General features: G+C 72.3%; 12 protein-coding genes. 3 read left to right on the top strand and 9 right to left on the bottom strand.

Features of this window, described 5'->3' with window-relative positions:
* The first annotated feature begins 67 nt into the window (after nt 1-67).
* Complete coding sequence (locus tag C1A38_RS04180) at nt 68-1,204, top strand: acyl-CoA dehydrogenase family protein (RefSeq protein WP_502696915.1); 1,137 nt, start codon at nt 68-70, stop codon at nt 1,202-1,204.
* 73 nt (nt 1,205-1,277) lie between these two features.
* On the opposite strand, the gene C1A38_RS04175 is transcribed toward C1A38_RS04180, so the two are convergent.
* From C1A38_RS04175 to C1A38_RS04165, 3 genes are read right to left on the bottom strand one after another with little or no spacing between them, the layout of a single operon-like run.
* Nucleotides 1,278-1,835 carry a TetR/AcrR family transcriptional regulator gene (locus C1A38_RS04175; RefSeq protein ID WP_102656489.1) on the bottom strand — a complete coding sequence of 186 codons (558 nt, stop codon included), beginning with the start codon at nt 1,833-1,835 and terminating at the stop codon, nt 1,278-1,280.
* Nucleotides 1,832-2,626 (bottom strand): ABC transporter permease, encoded by a 795-nt coding sequence (locus C1A38_RS04170; RefSeq protein WP_102656488.1) that lies wholly within the window; start codon nt 2,624-2,626, stop codon nt 1,832-1,834. Before C1A38_RS04170 ends, C1A38_RS04175 begins: the two co-directional genes overlap by 4 nt.
* A 28-nt stretch (nt 2,627-2,654) precedes the next feature.
* Nucleotides 2,655-3,584, bottom strand: a complete 930-nt coding sequence (locus C1A38_RS04165) for an ABC transporter ATP-binding protein (protein ID WP_102656487.1) — start codon at nt 3,582-3,584, stop codon at nt 2,655-2,657.
* 125 nt (nt 3,585-3,709) lie between these two features.
* On the opposite strand from C1A38_RS04165, the gene C1A38_RS04160 reads away from it, so the two are divergent.
* Nucleotides 3,710-4,681, top strand: a complete 972-nt coding sequence (locus tag C1A38_RS04160) for a GNAT family N-acetyltransferase (RefSeq protein ID WP_233196607.1) — start codon at nt 3,710-3,712, stop codon at nt 4,679-4,681.
* A 28-nt stretch (nt 4,682-4,709) separates the two neighbouring features.
* Here the strand turns inward: C1A38_RS04160 and C1A38_RS04155 are convergent, their stop codons facing one another.
* Nucleotides 4,710-5,543: a metallophosphoesterase gene (locus tag C1A38_RS04155; RefSeq protein WP_102656521.1), complete on the bottom strand. Its 834-nt coding sequence runs from the start codon at nt 5,541-5,543 to the stop codon at nt 4,710-4,712.
* Nucleotides 5,544-5,633: 90 nt separating this feature from the next.
* Nucleotides 5,634-7,427, bottom strand: a complete 1,794-nt coding sequence (locus C1A38_RS04150) for an ABC transporter ATP-binding protein (protein ID WP_102656486.1) — start codon at nt 7,425-7,427, stop codon at nt 5,634-5,636.
* Between the two features lie 82 nt (nt 7,428-7,509).
* On the opposite strand from C1A38_RS04150, the gene C1A38_RS04145 reads away from it, so the two are divergent.
* The gene (locus C1A38_RS04145) at nt 7,510-7,941 is read left to right on the top strand and encodes a MarR family winged helix-turn-helix transcriptional regulator (protein WP_102656485.1); all 432 of its coding nucleotides are present in this window, start codon (nt 7,510-7,512) and stop codon (nt 7,939-7,941) included.
* Nucleotides 7,942-7,947: 6 nt separating this feature from the next.
* Here C1A38_RS04145 and C1A38_RS04140 read toward each other — a convergent pair whose 3' ends face one another.
* The 4 genes from C1A38_RS04140 to C1A38_RS04125 all read right to left on the bottom strand — a co-directional run bounded on the left by C1A38_RS04140 (nt 7,948) and on the right by C1A38_RS04125 (nt 16,274).
* Nucleotides 7,948-9,066 (bottom strand): threonine aldolase family protein, encoded by a 1,119-nt coding sequence (locus C1A38_RS04140; protein ID WP_102656484.1) that lies wholly within the window; start codon nt 9,064-9,066, stop codon nt 7,948-7,950.
* Nucleotides 9,067-9,201: 135 nt separating this feature from the next.
* Complete coding sequence (locus C1A38_RS04135) at nt 9,202-11,085, bottom strand: Xaa-Pro dipeptidyl-peptidase (protein ID WP_233196606.1); 1,884 nt, start codon at nt 11,083-11,085, stop codon at nt 9,202-9,204.
* 187 nt (nt 11,086-11,272) lie between these two features.
* Nucleotides 11,273-12,919, bottom strand: coding sequence for a bifunctional 3-(3-hydroxy-phenyl)propionate/3-hydroxycinnamic acid hydroxylase MhpA (gene mhpA / locus C1A38_RS04130; protein ID WP_102656483.1), 1,647 nt, complete (start codon nt 12,917-12,919; stop codon nt 11,273-11,275).
* Nucleotides 12,920-13,019: 100 nt separating this feature from the next.
* Nucleotides 13,020-16,274: an ATP-binding protein gene (locus tag C1A38_RS04125; RefSeq protein WP_102656482.1), complete on the bottom strand. Its 3,255-nt coding sequence runs from the start codon at nt 16,272-16,274 to the stop codon at nt 13,020-13,022.
* Between the last annotated feature and the right edge of the window lie 49 nt (nt 16,275-16,323).

The raw sequence follows: 16,323 nt of genomic DNA, 5'->3' as shown, positions 1-16,323 counted from the left end.
GACCACGCCGAAAAGGAAGCCGACCGTGACCTTGACCGTTCCCGCGTCCACCCTCGACTACTTCGGGATCGACTCGCTGATCGACGACGACACCCGGCAGTTGCAGGCTGCCGTGCGCGAGTTCGTCGACCGGCGGATCCGGCCGCAGATCGCGACCTGGTACGACGACGGTCAGCTGCCGGCCCGGGAGTTGGCCGTCGAGCTGGGTGAACTCGGCGTACTCGGGATGCACCTGCAGGGGTACGGCTGCGCCGGCACCTCCGCCACCGCGTACGGGCTGGCCTGCTTCGAGTTGGAGGCCGGTGACTCGGGCCTGCGCTCCCTGGTCTCGGTGCAGGGCTCGCTGGCCATGTACGCGATCTGGCGGTTCGGTTCGGAGGAGCAGAAGCAGCAGTGGCTGCCCCGGATGGCCGCCGGCACGGCGATCGGCTGCTTCGGGCTGACCGAGGCGGACTTCGGCTCGGACCCGTCCGGCATGCGCACCCGGGCCCGCCGCGACGGCAGCGACTGGGTGCTGACCGGCACCAAGATGTGGATCACCAACGGGTCGATCGCGGACGTCGCGGTGGTCTGGGCCCGCACCGACGAGGGGGTACGGGGGTTCCTGGTGCCCGCCGGCACCCCCGGCTTCAGCACCGCCGAGATCACCCGCAAGCAGTCGCTGCGCGCCTCGGTCACCTCCGAACTCGTCCTCGACGACGTGCGGCTGCCCGCCGACGCCGTGCTGCCGGCGGCGGCGGGCCTGTCCGGGCCGTTGTCCTGCCTCAACGAGGCCCGCTTCGGCATCGTCTTCGGGGCGCTCGGCGCGGCCCACGACTGTCTGCGGACCACCGTCGAGTACGCCCGCAGCCGGCAGATCTTCGACCGGCCGCTCGCCGCGTACCAGGCCACCCAGCTCAAGCTCGCCGACATGAGCCTGGAACTGGGCAAGGGGATGCTGCTGGCGATGCATCTCGGCGCGGCGAAGGACGCCGGCACCCTGGACCACCGGCAGGTCAGCCTCGGCAAGCTCAACAGCGTCCGGGAGGCCATCGCCATCGCCCGGGAATGCCGCACCATCCTCGGCGCGGCCGGCATCACCCTCGACTATCCGGTCATCCGGCACGCCGCGAACCTGGAGTCCGTGCTGACCTACGAGGGCACCTCCGAGGTCCACCAGCTGATCATCGGTCAGGTGCTCACCGGCCACTCCGCCTTCCGCTGAGCCGAGGCGTGCCCAGCGTGCGGATCCGCATGCCGGGCACGCCTCGATCCGACCTACCCGACGCCCCGCCGGGTCACCGTGGGCGTGCGCCGTCGAGGAAGAGGGCGACGATCCTGGTCGGGCCGGTGTCGTCGGTGAGATCCGCGGCGCGGGCCAGATGCAGGAACGCGTTCATCAGGAAGGCCGGCTCACCGGCGACGACCCCCTGGTCGCGCGCCGAGGTGAAGAACGCGGTGACCGGGTCCAGCACCAGATTCACGTAGCAGGCCCGTACGTGGTCACGCGTTTCGTCGGAGACCAGGTGCAGCGTGTCGTAGATGCGTTGCTCGAAGGTGATCGACTCACCCTTCTGCCCGGCCACCACCGCAGCGAGCGTGCCCAGCCGCTCCTCGACGTCACGGTGGTCGACGAGCGCGGCGGCGAGCCGCTCACCGACGTCGCGGATGTAGCGCTCGGCGACCGCGATGTAGAGATCCTCCTTGCCACCCGGAAAGTGGTGGTAGATGGAGGGTTTCTGGATGCCGGCGGTACGCCCCACCTGCGCCAACGAGATGCCCTGGTAGCCGGTCGCGGCGAGTTGCTCGGCGAAGGCGTCCATGATCTGGGCGCGGGTGTCGGTGTGCGGACTCATCGCTTCTTCCTCGCGTTGCGCAGGGCCAGGGCACAGGCGGCGATCCCGGCAACAGCGAGGATGGCGACTGCCGTGACGCCGACCGGGGCAGCGGTGAGCGCGTCGCCGCTGCCGAGTTGACGGGCGGTTTCGACGATATAGGTCAGCGGGTTGACCGTGGCGATCAACCGCATCCAGGTCGCGAGTTCGTCCACCGGAGCGAAGACACCTGTGAAGAAGGACAGCCCGAACACGGCGAGCGGGACCAGTCCGGTGGTGGACGCCGAGGCCGACCGGATCGCCAGCGCGGTGCTCAGCAGCGCGACACCGAGCCCCAGCGCCACCATCAGCAGCAGCATCGCGAACACCCCGGGCCAGCTCTGCGGCCGGTAGCCGATCACCGTGGCGCCGACGACCGTGATCACCATCTGTACGACGACCGCGACGAGCGCGGCGACGACCGGGCCGACGAGGAACGGGGTCGTGCTGCCGTGGGCGAGTCGGAGGCGGTCGAGGTATCCGCTGGTGATGTCGCGCAGCACGAGCGTGCCGGCGGCACCCGCGCCGGTGGCGACCCCGGTGAGCAGGATCAGCGGGAGCAGGAACGCGATGAAGCCGGTTCCGGGCAGGTAGGAACTGCCGACGGTGCTGAGTTGTCCGGCGTAGACGAGCAGGAAGAACAGGCTCTGCGCGACGGGTGCGACGAGCAGCGCGGGTGAGCGGAGCACGGCCCGGGTGGACCGCCGCACGGCCGCGAGGACGACGGGAGTCGGGGTACGCCGAGGTGCGGCGACAGCCAACGGGAGGGTCATCGGAGAGCCTTTCGGGTAGGGGCGGGTGTCAGCGGGCGGCCAGCGCGACGAACACGTCGTCGAGCGAGGGCTCGGAGAGGTGGAGTCCGGTGATCTCGCCGGCCACGCCTCTGATCTCGGCGAGCGCGTCGCGCAGCGCCGCCGGGTCGTCGGAGATGCCGAGGCGTACCCGGTTGGCGTGGTCGTCGTCGGCGAGGAAGCCGACGCGGGAGGACGAGACGAGGGCCGTCGAGGCGGCGTCGGTGGACAGGTCGAGGGTCAGCGTGCGCGTACCCACGCGTTGCTTGAGGGTGGCCGGGGTGCCCTGGGCGACGACCCGGCCCTCGCGCAGCACCGCGATGTCGGTGGCGAGGACGTCCGCCTCGTGCAGGTCCTGGGTCGAGATGAGCAGGGTAGTGCCGTCGGAGTTGAGCCGGGTCAGTTCGGCCCAGAAGTCGATGCGGGCGAGCGGGTCGAGGCCGGTGGTCGGCTCGTCCAGGATCACCAACGTCGGCTCGGCGACCAGTGCCACGGCCAGGTCCAGCTTGCGGCGGGTGCCCCCGGACAGGGTGGCCACCCGGGACGCGCGGTGCTCGCCCAGGCCGAACAGGTCGAGCAGGTCGCGGGTGCGGCGGGTGCGCTGGCGACGCCCCAGGCCCAGGGCCACCGCCTGGAAGTCGAGCACCTCCGTCGGTGTGGCCAGCGGGTCCAGGGCGTTCGACTGGGGTGCGAGGCCGATCAGGCGCCCCGCCTCTCGCGGCTGGCGCACCGTGTCGAAGCCGCCGACGCGTACCGAGCCGGAGGTCGGCACCCGCAGCGTCGCGATGATCTCCAGCAGCGTCGACTTGCCCGCGCCGTTGTGCCCGAGCACGACGAACCGGCTGCCCGGCTGCACACGAAGCGCGAGGCCGTCGAGCGCCCGGCGGTTTTCGTAGATCTTGGTGAGCTCGACGGCGTGCACGATCGGATCGGTTGTCATGTCGCCAGCCTACCGACCGTTAGGTAGGGAGGCGGGTTCGGGGAACGCCCTCGGTGCCCGGCCCAGGAGGCTCGGGCGTGAAAATCGGATGCCAGGCGTGCGGGTTGCGCGTTAGCGTGCCGCCCATGTCCCCGGTGGAGATCCGGCCGTTCGAGGCCGGCGACCTGACGGCGTGCGGCGCGCTGCTGGCGCAGCGGCACCGCCGGCACCGTCTCACCCAGCCGTTGCTCTCGCCCCGCTTCGAGACACCCGAGACCGCCGTCGCCGAGGTGACCGCCGCGTTCAAGGCGCCGGACGCCTCCGGAGCGGTCGCGATCCGGGCCGGCGTACCTGTCGGGTTCGTGCTCGGTGCGCCGAAGACCTCGCCGCTGTGGGGGCCGAACATCTGGGTGGAAGCGGCCGGCCAGGCGGCCACCGACGCCGAGACGATGCGCGACCTGTACGCGGCGGCCGCGACCCGCTGGGTCGACGAGGGCCGCACCGCGCACTACGTCGTGGTGCCGGCTGACGACCAGGAACTGGTCCGTGCCTGGTTCCGGCTCGGCTTCGGCCAGCAGCACGCGCACGCCGTCCGGCCGGCGACGAAGCTGGCCACGAAGCCCTTGGCGCAAGACCTGACGGTACGCCGGGCCACCCGGGCCGACATCCCGGACCTCGCCCGGCTCGACCTGGAACTACCGACGCACCAGGGCCTTTCCCCGACCTTCTCGGCCGGCCGGATCGGCACCGTCGAGGAGAGCCTCGCCGACTGGGCCGACGACATCGACAAGCCGGAGTACGCGACCTTCGTCGCCGTCCGCGACGGCACGGTGATCGGCTCCGCGATCGGGTGTGCGCTGGAGAAGTCGAGCAGCCACCTCGGCCCGGCCCGCCCGGACAACGCCGGCTTCCTCGGCTACGCCGCGGTCTTCCCGCCCGCCCGTGGGGCCGGTGCCGGGCGGGCGCTCGGCACCGCCGTCGTCGACTGGGCCGTAGACAGTGGCTTCGACTGCGTCGTCACCGACTGGCGGGTGACAAACCTGCTGTCCTCGCGCACCTGGCCGAGGCTCGGCTTCACCGAGACGTTCCTGCGGCTGCACCGCACGATCGGTTACTGATCTGCGGGCGTCGGCAGCGGCGCGCCGATCACGAGGGGGTTCCGAAGATCCGGCGTAGCGGGTTCGGGGTCGGGCCCCGGCGGCTCCACTCCCGTGGGTAGCCGAGCGAGACCTCCTCGAACCGTACGCCGTCGTAGTAGGTCGTCCGGGGGATGTGCAGGTGACCGTAGACCACCGCGGCGGCCCGGAACCGTACGTGCCAGTCGGCGGTGAGGACCGTCCCGCACCACTGCGCGAACTCCGGGTACCACAGCACCTCGGTGGGCTGGCGCACCAGCGGCCAGTGGTTGATCAGCAGCGTCGGCATCGCCGGATCCGTCGCCGTGAGGCGACGTTCGGACAGCGCCACCCGGGCGTGGCACCAGGATTCCCGGTCCGGGTAGGGGTCCGGGTGCAGCACCATCTCGTCGACGCAGACCACACCCTTGTCGTACGCCTGGCGCAGTGCCTCCTCCCTGGTGTCCGCGCCCGGCGGCCGGAACGTGTAGTCGTAGAGCAGGAACAGCGGGGCGATCGTCACCGGCCCGCCCGGTCCCCGCCAGACGGCGTAGTCGTCCTCCGGGGTGAGCACGTCGATGTCCCGGCACATCCGGACCAGCTCCCGGTAGCGGTGCTCGCCGCGCAGCCGCACCGGATCCGACGCGTGCGTCCACAGCTCATGGTTGCCGGGTGCCCAGATCACCTGGGCGAACCGGCCGCGCAGCAGGCGCAACGTGCGTTCGATGTCGTCGAAGCGCTCACCGACGTCACCGGCGACGACCAGCCAGTCGTCGGTGGACTCCGGCTCGATCCGGTCGACGATCTGTCGATTTTCCGCGTACCCGACATGCAGGTCGCTGGTCGCGAAGAGTGATCCCGCCATCGGGTCGATCATCCCAGCCCGGCGGCCGTCGCGGCACCCCTGAAGGTGCCGTCCTGCCGGTCGGACCGCTGTGTCGCGTCGAGCCCGGCCTCAGGCGGCCAGACTGGCGTAGCGGCCGTTGCGGCTGCTCAGGCTGTGGTGGTCGCCGGCCTCGACGACCCGCCCGTGGTCGAGCACCACGATCTGGTCGGCGTCGCGGACGGTGGAGAGCCGGTGGGCGATGGTGATCGTGGTACGCCCCTCGGCGAGCGCGTCGAAGGCCCGTTGCACGGCCCGTTCGGTCTCGGTGTCCAGGGCGCTGGTGGCCTCGTCGAGGACCAGGATCCGCGGGTCACGCAGCAGCGTCCGGGCGATGGCCAGGCGCTGTTTCTCGCCGCCGGAGAACCGGTGGCCGCGCGAGCCGACCATGGTGTCGTACCCGTCGGGAAGGCCGGCGATCAGGTCGTGGATCTGGGCTGCGCGGGCGGCCTGCTCGATCTCGGCGTCCGTGGCGTCCGGCCGGGCGTAGCGCAGGTTCTCCCGGACGGTGCTGTGCAGCAGGTACGTCTCCTGGCTGACCACGCCGACGATCGCGGCCAGGTCGGCCAGGCGCAGGTCGCGCAGGTCCACGCCGTCGATGGTGACCCGGCCGGCGGTCGGGTCGTACAGCCGGCTGACCAGCGCGGCGAGGGTGCTCTTGCCGGAGCCGGTCTCACCGACCACCGCGAGGTGGGCGCCGGCCGGTACGTCGAGGTTGATCCCGGCCAGCGCGGCGGTGTCGTTGCCCGGGTAGGTGAAGGTGACGTCCTCGAAGCGCACGTGCCCGCGTACCCGGGCGGGATCGAGGCGTACCGGGTCGGCGGGGTCGTCGATGTCGACCGGCAGGTCCAGGTACTCGAAGATCCGGGCGAACAGCGCCAGCGACGCGGCCAGCGAGACGCCCACGTTGAGCAGCCCGGTCAGCGGCCGGAACAGGCCGCCCTGCAGGGCGGTGAAGGCGACCAGGGTGCCGATGCTCAGCGTGCCGGCGGTGCCGGGCAGGCCGGCGGCGAGGTAGATGACGGCGGGTACGGCGGCGAAGGTGATGCTCATCGTGGCCATCCGCCACCGGCCGGCCAGTTCGCTGCGCAACTCCAGGTCGACAAGCCGCTGGGAGGAGGCGGTGAACCGGTCGGTCAGGGCGGGCCCGGTGCCGAGGGTCTTGGCCAGCTGCACCCCGCTGATCGACAGCCCCTCCTCGACTGTGACGTTGAGGTCGGCGAGTTCGCGTTGGCGTCGGGCGGTGATCTCCCGGCGCATCCGGGCGACCCGGCGGGTCAGCCAGATCGCCGGTGGCAGTACGACAAGTGAGACCAGGGAGAGCTGCCAGGACAGCGCCACCATGGCGACCGCGGTGGCGACCACGGTGGTGAGGTTGGATGCCACGGCGGTGGCGGTGGAGGTGACCACCGACTGCATCCCACCGATGTCGTTGGTGATCCGGGACTGCACCTCTCCGGTGCGGGTGCGGGTGAAGAAGCCCAGCGACTGCCGCTGGAGGTGTGCGAAGACGTCGGTGCGCAGCCGGTGCATGACCTGTTGACCGACCCGGGTGGAGATCCAGGTCTGCACCACGCCGAGCACGGCGGTGACGGCGGCCACCGCGACCATGCCGAGGACCAGCCAGACCAGCAGGGACGTGTCGCCTTCGGGCAGGGCGCGGTCGATCACCGTACGCAGCAGGAACGGGGTGGCCATCGCGATGATCGAGGAGACCACGATGATCGCGGTGACGACGGCCAGCGCGGGCCGGTGGGGGGTGAAGAGTCGGCCGATGCGGCGCAGTGACACCTGGCGGGCCTGCGCCTTCTCCTCGGCGCTGAGGGTGCGATGGCCGCGGTCGCGGCCGCTGGGGGAGGGTTCCAAGGGAACCGCCTCTCGTCGGGGATCAGATGCTGAGGTTACCTCTCTATGAGGGTGCAACCGTATCTGGTGTTACGGTATTCCGGTGATCGAGCCCACCAGCGGCGGCGTCGACGACGAGAGCCTGGCGGAGACCTTCAGGGCGGTGGCGGCCCGGCTGCGCCGGCAGACCCGCGAGGCCCTCGAACCCTGGGCTGTCACCCCCAGCCAGTCCCGCGCGCTCGGCGTGCTGGCGCGCCTCGGCGAGGCCCGCCCCGGCACGATCGCCGAGCATCTGCGCATCGCGCCCCGCTCGGCCACCGAGGTCATCGACGACCTTCAGGAACGCGGGTTCGTCACGCGTCGGCCCGACCCGGCCGACCGGCGAGCCACCCTGGTCGCGCTCACCGAGGAGGGCCGCCGGGTCGGCACCGAGATCCGCGCGGCCCGCCGGGCCGCCGCGGACCGCTTCTTCGGCCACCTCGACGACGCCGACCGGGCCGAACTGACCCGCATCCTGCGGACCCTCCGCACCTGACGACCGTCAGGCAGCGTGCTCGAGCAGTCGGTGCAGCAGGTCGACGACCTCCTCGGGAGTGAATGCCATGGCGTTCTCCCCGACGGTCACCTCGAACGCGCACCGGTGCGGGTCCGGCGCCGACCAGGTCCGGCGGAGCATCTCGACGCCGGTCTCGGCGAGCAGGGCCGCGGCGGCCCGCTCGGCGGCGGCCGGCCCGACGGGCAGGTGGATGTGGAACAGCGGCGTCTGCGGCGGATCCGGCACCACCCGGGCCACCCCCTCGGCCGTGATGGCCGCGGCGATCGCCAGCGCGTGGTCGCGGTAGGCCGGCAGGCGGGGCAGGCGGGTGTCCAGGCCGTGCAGGGCGGCCAGCGCGAGCGGCCAGGCGTCGTAGACGTCGCCACCGAGCCGCCGCCGCCAGATCCGGGCTTCGGCCATAACGTCGGCCGGCCCGGCGAGCACCGCACCACCGGTGCCCTGAAGACCCTTGTAGAGCGAGACGTACGCGGTGTCGAACAGCGCGGCGATCTCGGCGAACGGCCGCGCGTAGTACGTCTGGGCCTCCCAGAGTCGGGCACCGTCCAGATGGGTCGCCGCGCCGCGGTCGCGTACCGCCGTGGTCTGGGCGACCAGGTCGTCCCACTGCGGCAGTTGGCCGCCGATGTCACGCTGCGGAAGCTCCCAGACCACCGCCGCGAGCGGTTCGCCGACGGCGACCAGGTCGTCGCGGTCCATCAGTCGGTGCCGGTCGCCGGCCGGATGGCAGTGCAACCCGTGTACGACGGCGTATCCCCGATGTTCCCAGACCTCCAGGTGGGTCTGCGGGTGGGCGGCGAACGCCCGGCGTCCCCGGCGGTCGGCGTGGATGCGCAGGGCTACCTGTTGCGCCATCGTCCCGGACGGGAAGAACAGCGCCTCCTCCTTGCCGAGCAGCGCGGCGATCCGCCGCTCCAGGATGGCCACCGGCCCGTCCGGCCCGTGAGGTGGGGTGTCGGCGTCCACCTGCGCCAGCATCGCGCGCAGCATCTCCTGGGGGCGGCGATGCAGTTCGGAGTGCAGCACCAGGGACCGTTGCACGGTCGGACCCGTGGTGGTCACCGGGCGTCGGCCGGAGTCCTGCGAGGTACGTGGCTCAGCGTTCATGCCGGAACCCTACCTTGTTGCAAACAATTGGCAATAGCAAGGTGAGGGCAACTGGTGCTGGTCGGGGCAGCGAGCGGGCCCGCCACCGGCGTACCGGCGGCGGGCCCGTGGATCGCCCGGGTCGGGGCTAACGGCTCAGAAGGCGAGGGCCTTCTTGCCGCCGACCACCGGCAGGCGCAACTCGCTGTGCTTGGGCGCGACCCGCAACTCGGTGCCACCCAGGGGCAGCAGGGTGTGCGCCTGGTCGGTGGAGAAGACCACCACGCCGATGCGGTGACCCGCCGGGAAGACGTAGTCCTTCGGCTCCAGGGTCCACTTCAGGTCGTACAGCTTGCCCTGCTTCAGCGGCTCGCTGCGCGCCGCGTCCTTGCGGTTCTGCGGGTCGAGCCAGCCGCGGGTCACCACGGTCGGCGCGACGGTCGAGCCGGCCGGTCCGTAGTTGACCAGGTACGCGGTCAGGTTGGCGTCCGGCTTGTTCTCGATCGCCATCCGCAGCCGCATCTCCGCGCGCCCGGAGATCCGGACGTCCTGGGTCAGCTCCGGGGTGAGGTAGGCCAGCCGGTTCGGGTTGGCCACGTCCGGCGCGGCGACCAGCGCGTTCGGCGACAGGGTCCGGCCGTTGTCGACGAAGCTCTGCTCGACGGTGGCGTCCTTGGGACGCTTGCCGGCGATCAGCGAGCCCGGGCTCGTCGCGTCGGTCGCACCGAACGCCAGCTTGACCTCACGAGTGGCCGGGTCCGGCCAGTTGGCGTACGTGGTGTTGACCCGGTTCTCGCGCTGCACCACGGTGTTGGGTTCGTCCATGATGCCGTTGGGCACGTTCCACAGCCAGAAGTCGAACCAGCGGTTCTCGGTCTGCTTGTACGTCCAGGTCCGACCGTCGGGCAGGGTCACCGCGGCGGTGTTGCCCGGCGCGCTGTGCCCACCCTGGTGCAGCCAGAGCTTGCGCGGCACCTTGTGCTTGGCCAGCTCGTCCCACCAGCCGGCGAACTGCTCGGTGCGCACGTTCCAGTCGTTGAGGCCGTGCACCACGAAGACGCTGGCCTTGACCTTCTTGGCGTCCAGGTAGTCGCGGTCGGCCCAGAACTTCGAGTAGTCGCCGGTGATCCGGTCCTGCTTCTCGGTCAGCTCGGCCATCTCGTCGGCGCAGTGGCCCTCGGCGCGGGCCCGACCGGCGGTGTACTTGGCCAGGATGTCGGCGTCCTCGCCCTGGTAGCCGCCGGGCGCGACGACCAGACCGTTGGCCCGGTAGTAGTCGTACCAGCTGCTGATCGCGGCGACCGGCACGATCGTCTTGAGGCCCTTGACCCCGGTGGTGGCGACCTGGTTGGGCAGGGTGCCGTTGTAGGAGGCGCCGGTCATGCCGACCGCGCCGGTGCTCCAGTCGGCCTTGACCGGTGCGCCGTTGGCGTCATATCCCTTGGCCCGGCCGTTGAGCCAGTCGATGACCGCCTTGGTGCCCAGCGTCTCGGCCTGGTCACCGCTGGTCGGGCAGCCGTCCGAGTCGCCGGTGCCGACGCTCTGGCCGAGCACCACCGCGTACCCGCGCGGCACGTAGTAGTCGTCCAGCTGGCCGGGCAGGTTGGGCTTGGTCACCGCGCCCTGCGTCTCGTCCTCGGCGGACAGCGACGCGGCCCGGCGGGTCAGGCCGTTCTGCGGCAGGTCGTCCACCAGCACGCTGTGGTAGGGCACGCTGCCCCAGGTGCCCTTGCGGTAAGGGCTGTGCTCGAAGATGACCGGAACCTTGAAGCCTTCGGTGGCGGTCTCCCGAGGACGGGAGATGTCGATGGCGACCCGGTCACGACGGCCGTCGCCGTCGGTGTCCACCGGAGTCTCGACGTACACCCGCTCCTCGATCGCGTCGGCGAGCGAGAAGACCGGTTGGGTCATGCCGTCGCTGACCACGATGCCGGGGGTGGTGGAGGCGGGCGCGGGTTTCGCGGCGACCGGGCTGGCGCTGAGCACCAGGGCACCGGTCACACCCACGCCCACCAGGGCTAGATGGGGGGTTCGACGCACGTGTGGTTTCCCTTCACTCGGCTGTTGGCCGATGTCAACCAGGGGGTCACGGTTTGATGATCCACATGCTAGACCTGGTCACCCTGCCGGCGGCACCCCGCTCACCCCGCTGACCGGCGGAAAGTCGGAAAGGGACGGTGATGTCCCGGCCGTTTGGTCGACCTCGGACGCTGCGCCCGCTGACCGATCAGGTCGACCGCGCCACAGTGACGGTGTCGGGCGTACCGAGCGCCGCCGCCAGGGACGGCAGCATCGCGTCGTCCGCTGCGGACCCGAGGGCGTAGACGAACCGGTCCGGCCGCAGCACCACCGCGTCACACCGGTGCCGACGCAGCCACGAGACGATCACGCCGTCGACGTCGACGACGTGCACCTGCGCGTCATCGGGCTCGGCGCAGGCCGGGGCCGGTCCCGTGCTGCCTGCCGGATGCACCACGACGGTGCGCACCGGCACCCCCGGCCAGCCGGACCCGCCAGCCGGCACCGCCGTGCCCAGCAGGGCGAATCCGGCACCGAGCACCTCGTCCAGCAGGACCGGGTCGGTCGACCCGGCCACGGTGACCCGGGGCTGCGGGAACATCGTGCCCACCGCACCGTGGCGCCGCCCACCGGCGAACAGGCCCCGGTCGTACGCCGGCAGGGGTTTGAACTCGAAACGCCGCACGAACCGGCGGACCCGGGGCACGGCCTGCACCGCCCGCAGCGCGGTGTCCCGCAGCCAGGCGGCGGGGCGGCTACGGGCCAGGAACACCCGTCCGAGCCGGACGCTGGTGTCCGCCATCGCCGCGGTATGCCCACGCCGTTCGGCCTCGTAGGTGTCCAACAGCGCGGGGTCGGCGTCGCGGCCGAGCACCAGGGCGAGCTTCCAGGTCAGGTTCGCCGCGTCGCGTAGCCCGCTGCACAGGCCCTGCCCGAGGAACGGGGGCATCTGGTGGGCGGCATCGCCCAGCAGGAACACCCGCCCCTCCCGCCACCGCTGCGCGATCAGATGGTGGAAGGTGTAGATCACCGCCCGAGTGACGGTGAACCGGGCCGGATCGACGTACGGCGCGACAAGTTCGGCGATCCGCTCCGGACGGGTCATGTCGGCCTCGGTCTCGTCCGGCTGGAGCATGAACTCGGCCCGGTAGCTGCCCCGGGCACCGGGGGAGACGAACGCCGGCCGCCGCCAGTCGCAGACGAACGTGGTGTGCGGCGCACGGATCGCCTCCGCCGGCACGTCACCGGAGACGGCCAGCCACGGTTCGGCGTAACTCGCCCCGGCCAGCGGGATGCGTACGGCCGCGCGGGTGGTGCTGCGGGCACCGTCGCAACCCAGCACGTACCGGGCCTGCACCGGGTACGACTGCCCGGTGGCCACGTCGCGCAGCACCAGGTGCACCCGGTCGTCGTCCTGGTAGAGGCTCACCAGTTCGGTGCCCAGCCGCAGCTCGACGTGGTCGTACCGGTCGAGCCCGCCCCGCAGGACGTGCTCCAGGCGCGGCTGGTCGAAGAAGTTCAGCGGCGCGTGCCCGAACCCGAAGTCCACCTGTGAGAAGTCGATGGTGGCGAAGGTCTTCCCGGCGGCGTTGACGTAGTCGGCCCGGGCCGGCTGGTGCAGGTCCGCGCCGATCTGGTCGAGCAGGCCCACCTGCTGGTAGATCCGCAACGCCTCGTCGTCGCAGGAGAACGCCCGGGGTTGACCGTGCGGCGTCGTGCTGCGCTCCACCACAAGTGTGCGCACCCCGCGCAGGCCGAGCAGATTCGCGGTCAACGCGCCGACCGGACCGCATCCGATGACCACGACATCGACCTCGGTCGCTGCCGGCTGCGGTGCTGGCTGAGCGGGCTTCATGACTGTTCCTCCCACACCGTTGCCCGGTGTGTCCGGGCCGGATCTGACGGTGCTCAGCACAGCAGCCGGGTGTGGAAGACGCGTGGAGATGTTGTGGAGGTCAGCTCGACCGGCCGTCGAGCTGCGGTGGGAACCGGGCCAGCAGCAGTTCGGCGCCCTGTTCCTCGGCGAGGCGGGCACCGGCCGCCAGCGCGGCCGGGTCGTCGCGGGCGACGCCGCGGATGCGGTGCAGTTCGGCGGCGAACACCGTCTCACCGAGCCGGTCCACCACGGCCAGGCCCTCCTGCGCCAACGCCGCCGCGGTGTCCCGGTCACCCGCGGCCAGGTACGCCTCGGCCATCGCGGTGAAGGTGACGGTGCGGGTGGCGCGCAGCCCGGGACGGTAGATGCCCTCCACCGCGGCGCGCATCGCCGCCAGCCGGTCCGGGGCACCACCTCGGGCGGCAGCCCACTCCCGGAAGAACCCACCGGTGGCCACGAAGTGCGGCATGCCGTTGGCCGCGCCGATCTCCTGACATCGGGCGGCGGCGGCCCGCACCATCGGCACGTCCCGTTCCTGAACGCCCGTCCAGGCCGCGAACAGGGCGGCGTTGGCCCGACCGTACGGGTCGTCCAGCCGCTCGGCGAGCAGTTCGGCGTCCCGGATGTCGCGTCGGGCCGCCACCGGGTCACCGCGCAATGATCTGACCAGGGCCCGGAAGTTGTGGGCGGCCAGCACCGGCAGGCGACCCACCTGCCGGCCCAGCAGCCGCGAGTCCACCGCCCCGAGCCGGTCGATCGCGGCGGTGAGCCGCTGGTCGGCCACGGCGAGCCGGCCGGTGAAGTAGCCGACCACCCCGAGCAGGTACTCACCGGCCGCCACGGTCAACTCGTCGGTGCCGGTGCCGGTGCCGGTGCCGGTGCCGGTGCCGGTGCTGGTGCTGGTGTGGGTGTGGGGTTGGGGTTGGGTGGCGCTGGCGGTGCCGGCTCGGCAGAGTCGCTCGGCCAGCTCGGTGCAGCCGGCGTAGTCGGCCTGGTTGGCGGCCAACTCGCCCAGCGCCCACAACGCCGGTCGTACGTCGGTGTCCGGCCCGACCAGGGTGAGCAGCTCGCGGGCCCGGGCGCAGACCTGGTCGACGGCGTCGGCGCCGACGCCCACCGTCATCTGCAGCAACGCCGCCCGATGCAGTTGCACGTCGAGTTCGGTGCGGGCCGCCGTGGCGGAGCCGACGGCCCGGGCCAACCGGTGTGCCGCCCGGTCCAGGTGGCCCAGCGCGTCCTCGTAGGCGAACCGTCGGGTGGCGTCGTCGGCCGCCGCCAGCGACCACCGCAGGTGGTCCGCCTCGTGACCGAGTCCGGCGGCCTGCCCGTAGTGGCGCGCCAACTCGGCCGGGCCGACCACCCCGGACCGTTCGTGAACACCGGCCAGCCGGGCGTGCAGAGTGGCCCGCCGAGGCGGCGGCAACTCGGCGTAGGCGACCTCCGCGAACAGCGGATGACGGAACCGCACCCCGCCCGGCTCGGCCTCGGTGACCAACTCGGCGGTGTAGGCCGCGCTCAGCGCCTCGGCGACGGCCTCCGCCGACAGGTCGAGAACCTCGGCCATCGTGGTGGCGTCCAGATCGTCACCGGCCACCGCGAGCAGGGCCAGGCAGTCGCGGGCCGCCGCAGGCAGCCCACCGAGGCGCAACCGGACGGTGTCCCGGATGCTCGGCGGCAGGTCCGTGCCGGCCGGATCGGCGCGGGCACGCAGCAGTTCGGTGATGAAGAACGGGTTGCCGCCGGTGCGGGTGACCAACCGGGCCAGCGCCGGCCCGGCCGGTGGCGCGCCGGTGCGTCGCCGCACCAGGTCGGCCACCGCGTCGGTGGTCAACCCGGTCAGCCGCAGTCGACCGAAGCCGGGGCCGCGGGCCAGTTCCGCCACCGTGGCCACCAACGCCGCATCGTGTTCGTACGGCCGCAGGGTGGCCAGCACCAGGGCGCGGGTGCCGGGCAGCGCGGTGGTGAGGAAGCGCAGCAGCAGCAACGAGTCCGGGTCGGCGGCGTGCAGATCGTCCAGGACGATGAGCAGCCCGGCCGGCTCGGCCGCCGCGCGGACCAGCTCCGCCACCGCCTCGTACGCCTGGAACCGGGCCGCCGGATCGGGGCTGACCTCGCCGGTCGCGTCGTGGGTCGGCCCGGCGGCGAACCCGTCGAGCCCGCGCACCGTTCCGCTGGCCCCGACCTGTGGCATGGCCACGAGGCCGCGCACCACCTGCCGCCACAGCCAGAACGGCGGCGCCTGCCCGAGGTCGGGACAGTGTCCCCACACCACCGCGACGCCGTCGGCCCGGGCGACGGCGCTGACCGTCGCGGCCAGGCTGGTCTTGCCGATCCCCGGTTCGCCGACCACGATGGCGCTGCGGCCGTGCTCGCGGGTCGCCCCGGCCAGCGCCGCCACCAGCCGGGCCCGCTCCGCACCCCGACCCACCAGCGCTTCCGCCGGGTCACCCGACCCCACCGGCACGAGACGCGAACCGGTCCCCACCTGCGCCGGCACGCCCGGCGCACGGGTTATGCCCTGCGTCGCTGTGGCGAGCGAACCGGTGCTCACCTGCGCCGACAGGGGTGCGGCGGCGGGCGCGACCGCCTGTTCCAGGATCAGCGTGTGCAGCTCGCGCAGGTGTACGCCGGGATCGATTCCGTACTCGTCGACCAGGACCCGGCGGCCCTCGTCGTACGCGGCCAGCGCCTCGGTCTGCCGGCCGGCCCGGTACAGCGCCAGCATCAACTGGGCGCGGGCGGTCTCGCGGACCGGATGGGCCGCCACGAACTGACGCAGCTCGGCGAGGACAGCCGCGTGCCTGCCGGCGGCGACGGCCGCGGTGAACCGTCCCTCCTCGGCGATGAGTCGCAGCTCGGCCAGCCGCGCCGCCTCGGGACGCACCGCGGCCAACTCGGCCGCTCCGGTCATCGGCTCGCCCCGCCAGAGGCGTAACGCGTCGTGGTAGTCGCGTTCGGCGGCCGCCGGCTCACCGGCGCTCAGGCGCTCCGCCGCCCGGTCCACCAGGTGCCGGAACCGGGTCGCGTCGATGCTGTCGGGGTCGACTCGAAGCTCGTAGCCCTTCGACCGGCTCCGCAGGACGCGGGCCGCCTCGCGGGGGGAGCGGTGCGGCTCCACGGCCCGGCGCAGCCCCGCCACGTACGTACGCAGCGTGATGTCCGCACTGGGCGGCGGTCGACCGTCCCACAGCGCGTCGACCAGCCAGTCGGCGGCGACGAACCGGTTCGGCCGAAGCAGGAACAGCACCAGCAGCGCCCGCTGCTTGGGCCCACCGAGCGGCACCACCCGCCCGTCCCGGACCACCTCCGGCGGCCCCAGCACCCGGAACTGCACTCCACCACCATCTTCGGCCCGACCTGGCCCGGCCGAGTATGCCAGCTGA

The organism is Verrucosispora sp. ts21, from assembly GCF_002879555.1.
Lineage (GTDB): Bacteria > Actinomycetota > Actinomycetes > Mycobacteriales > Micromonosporaceae > Micromonospora > Micromonospora gifhornensis.
Note: the sequence above shows the minus strand (reverse complement) of the source record. Positions and strands in the feature narration are given on the sequence as shown.

Coding starts and splice junctions, on each gene's coding strand:
- C1A38_RS04175 (WP_102656489.1), bottom strand. CDS start 1,835: ATGAGTCCGCACACCGACACCCGCGCCCAGATCATGGACGCCTTCGCC.
- C1A38_RS04170 (WP_102656488.1), bottom strand. CDS start 2,626: ATGACCCTCCCGTTGGCTGTCGCCGCACCTCGGCGTACCCCGACTCCC.
- C1A38_RS04165 (WP_102656487.1), bottom strand. CDS start 3,584: ATGACAACCGATCCGATCGTGCACGCCGTCGAGCTCACCAAGATCTAC.
- C1A38_RS04160 (WP_233196607.1), top strand. CDS start 3,710: ATGTCCCCGGTGGAGATCCGGCCGTTCGAGGCCGGCGACCTGACGGCG.
- C1A38_RS04155 (WP_102656521.1), bottom strand. CDS start 5,543: ATGGCGGGATCACTCTTCGCGACCAGCGACCTGCATGTCGGGTACGCG.
- C1A38_RS04140 (WP_102656484.1), bottom strand. CDS start 9,066: ATGAACGCTGAGCCACGTACCTCGCAGGACTCCGGCCGACGCCCGGTG.
- mhpA (WP_102656483.1), bottom strand. CDS start 12,919: ATGAAGCCCGCTCAGCCAGCACCGCAGCCGGCAGCGACCGAGGTCGAT.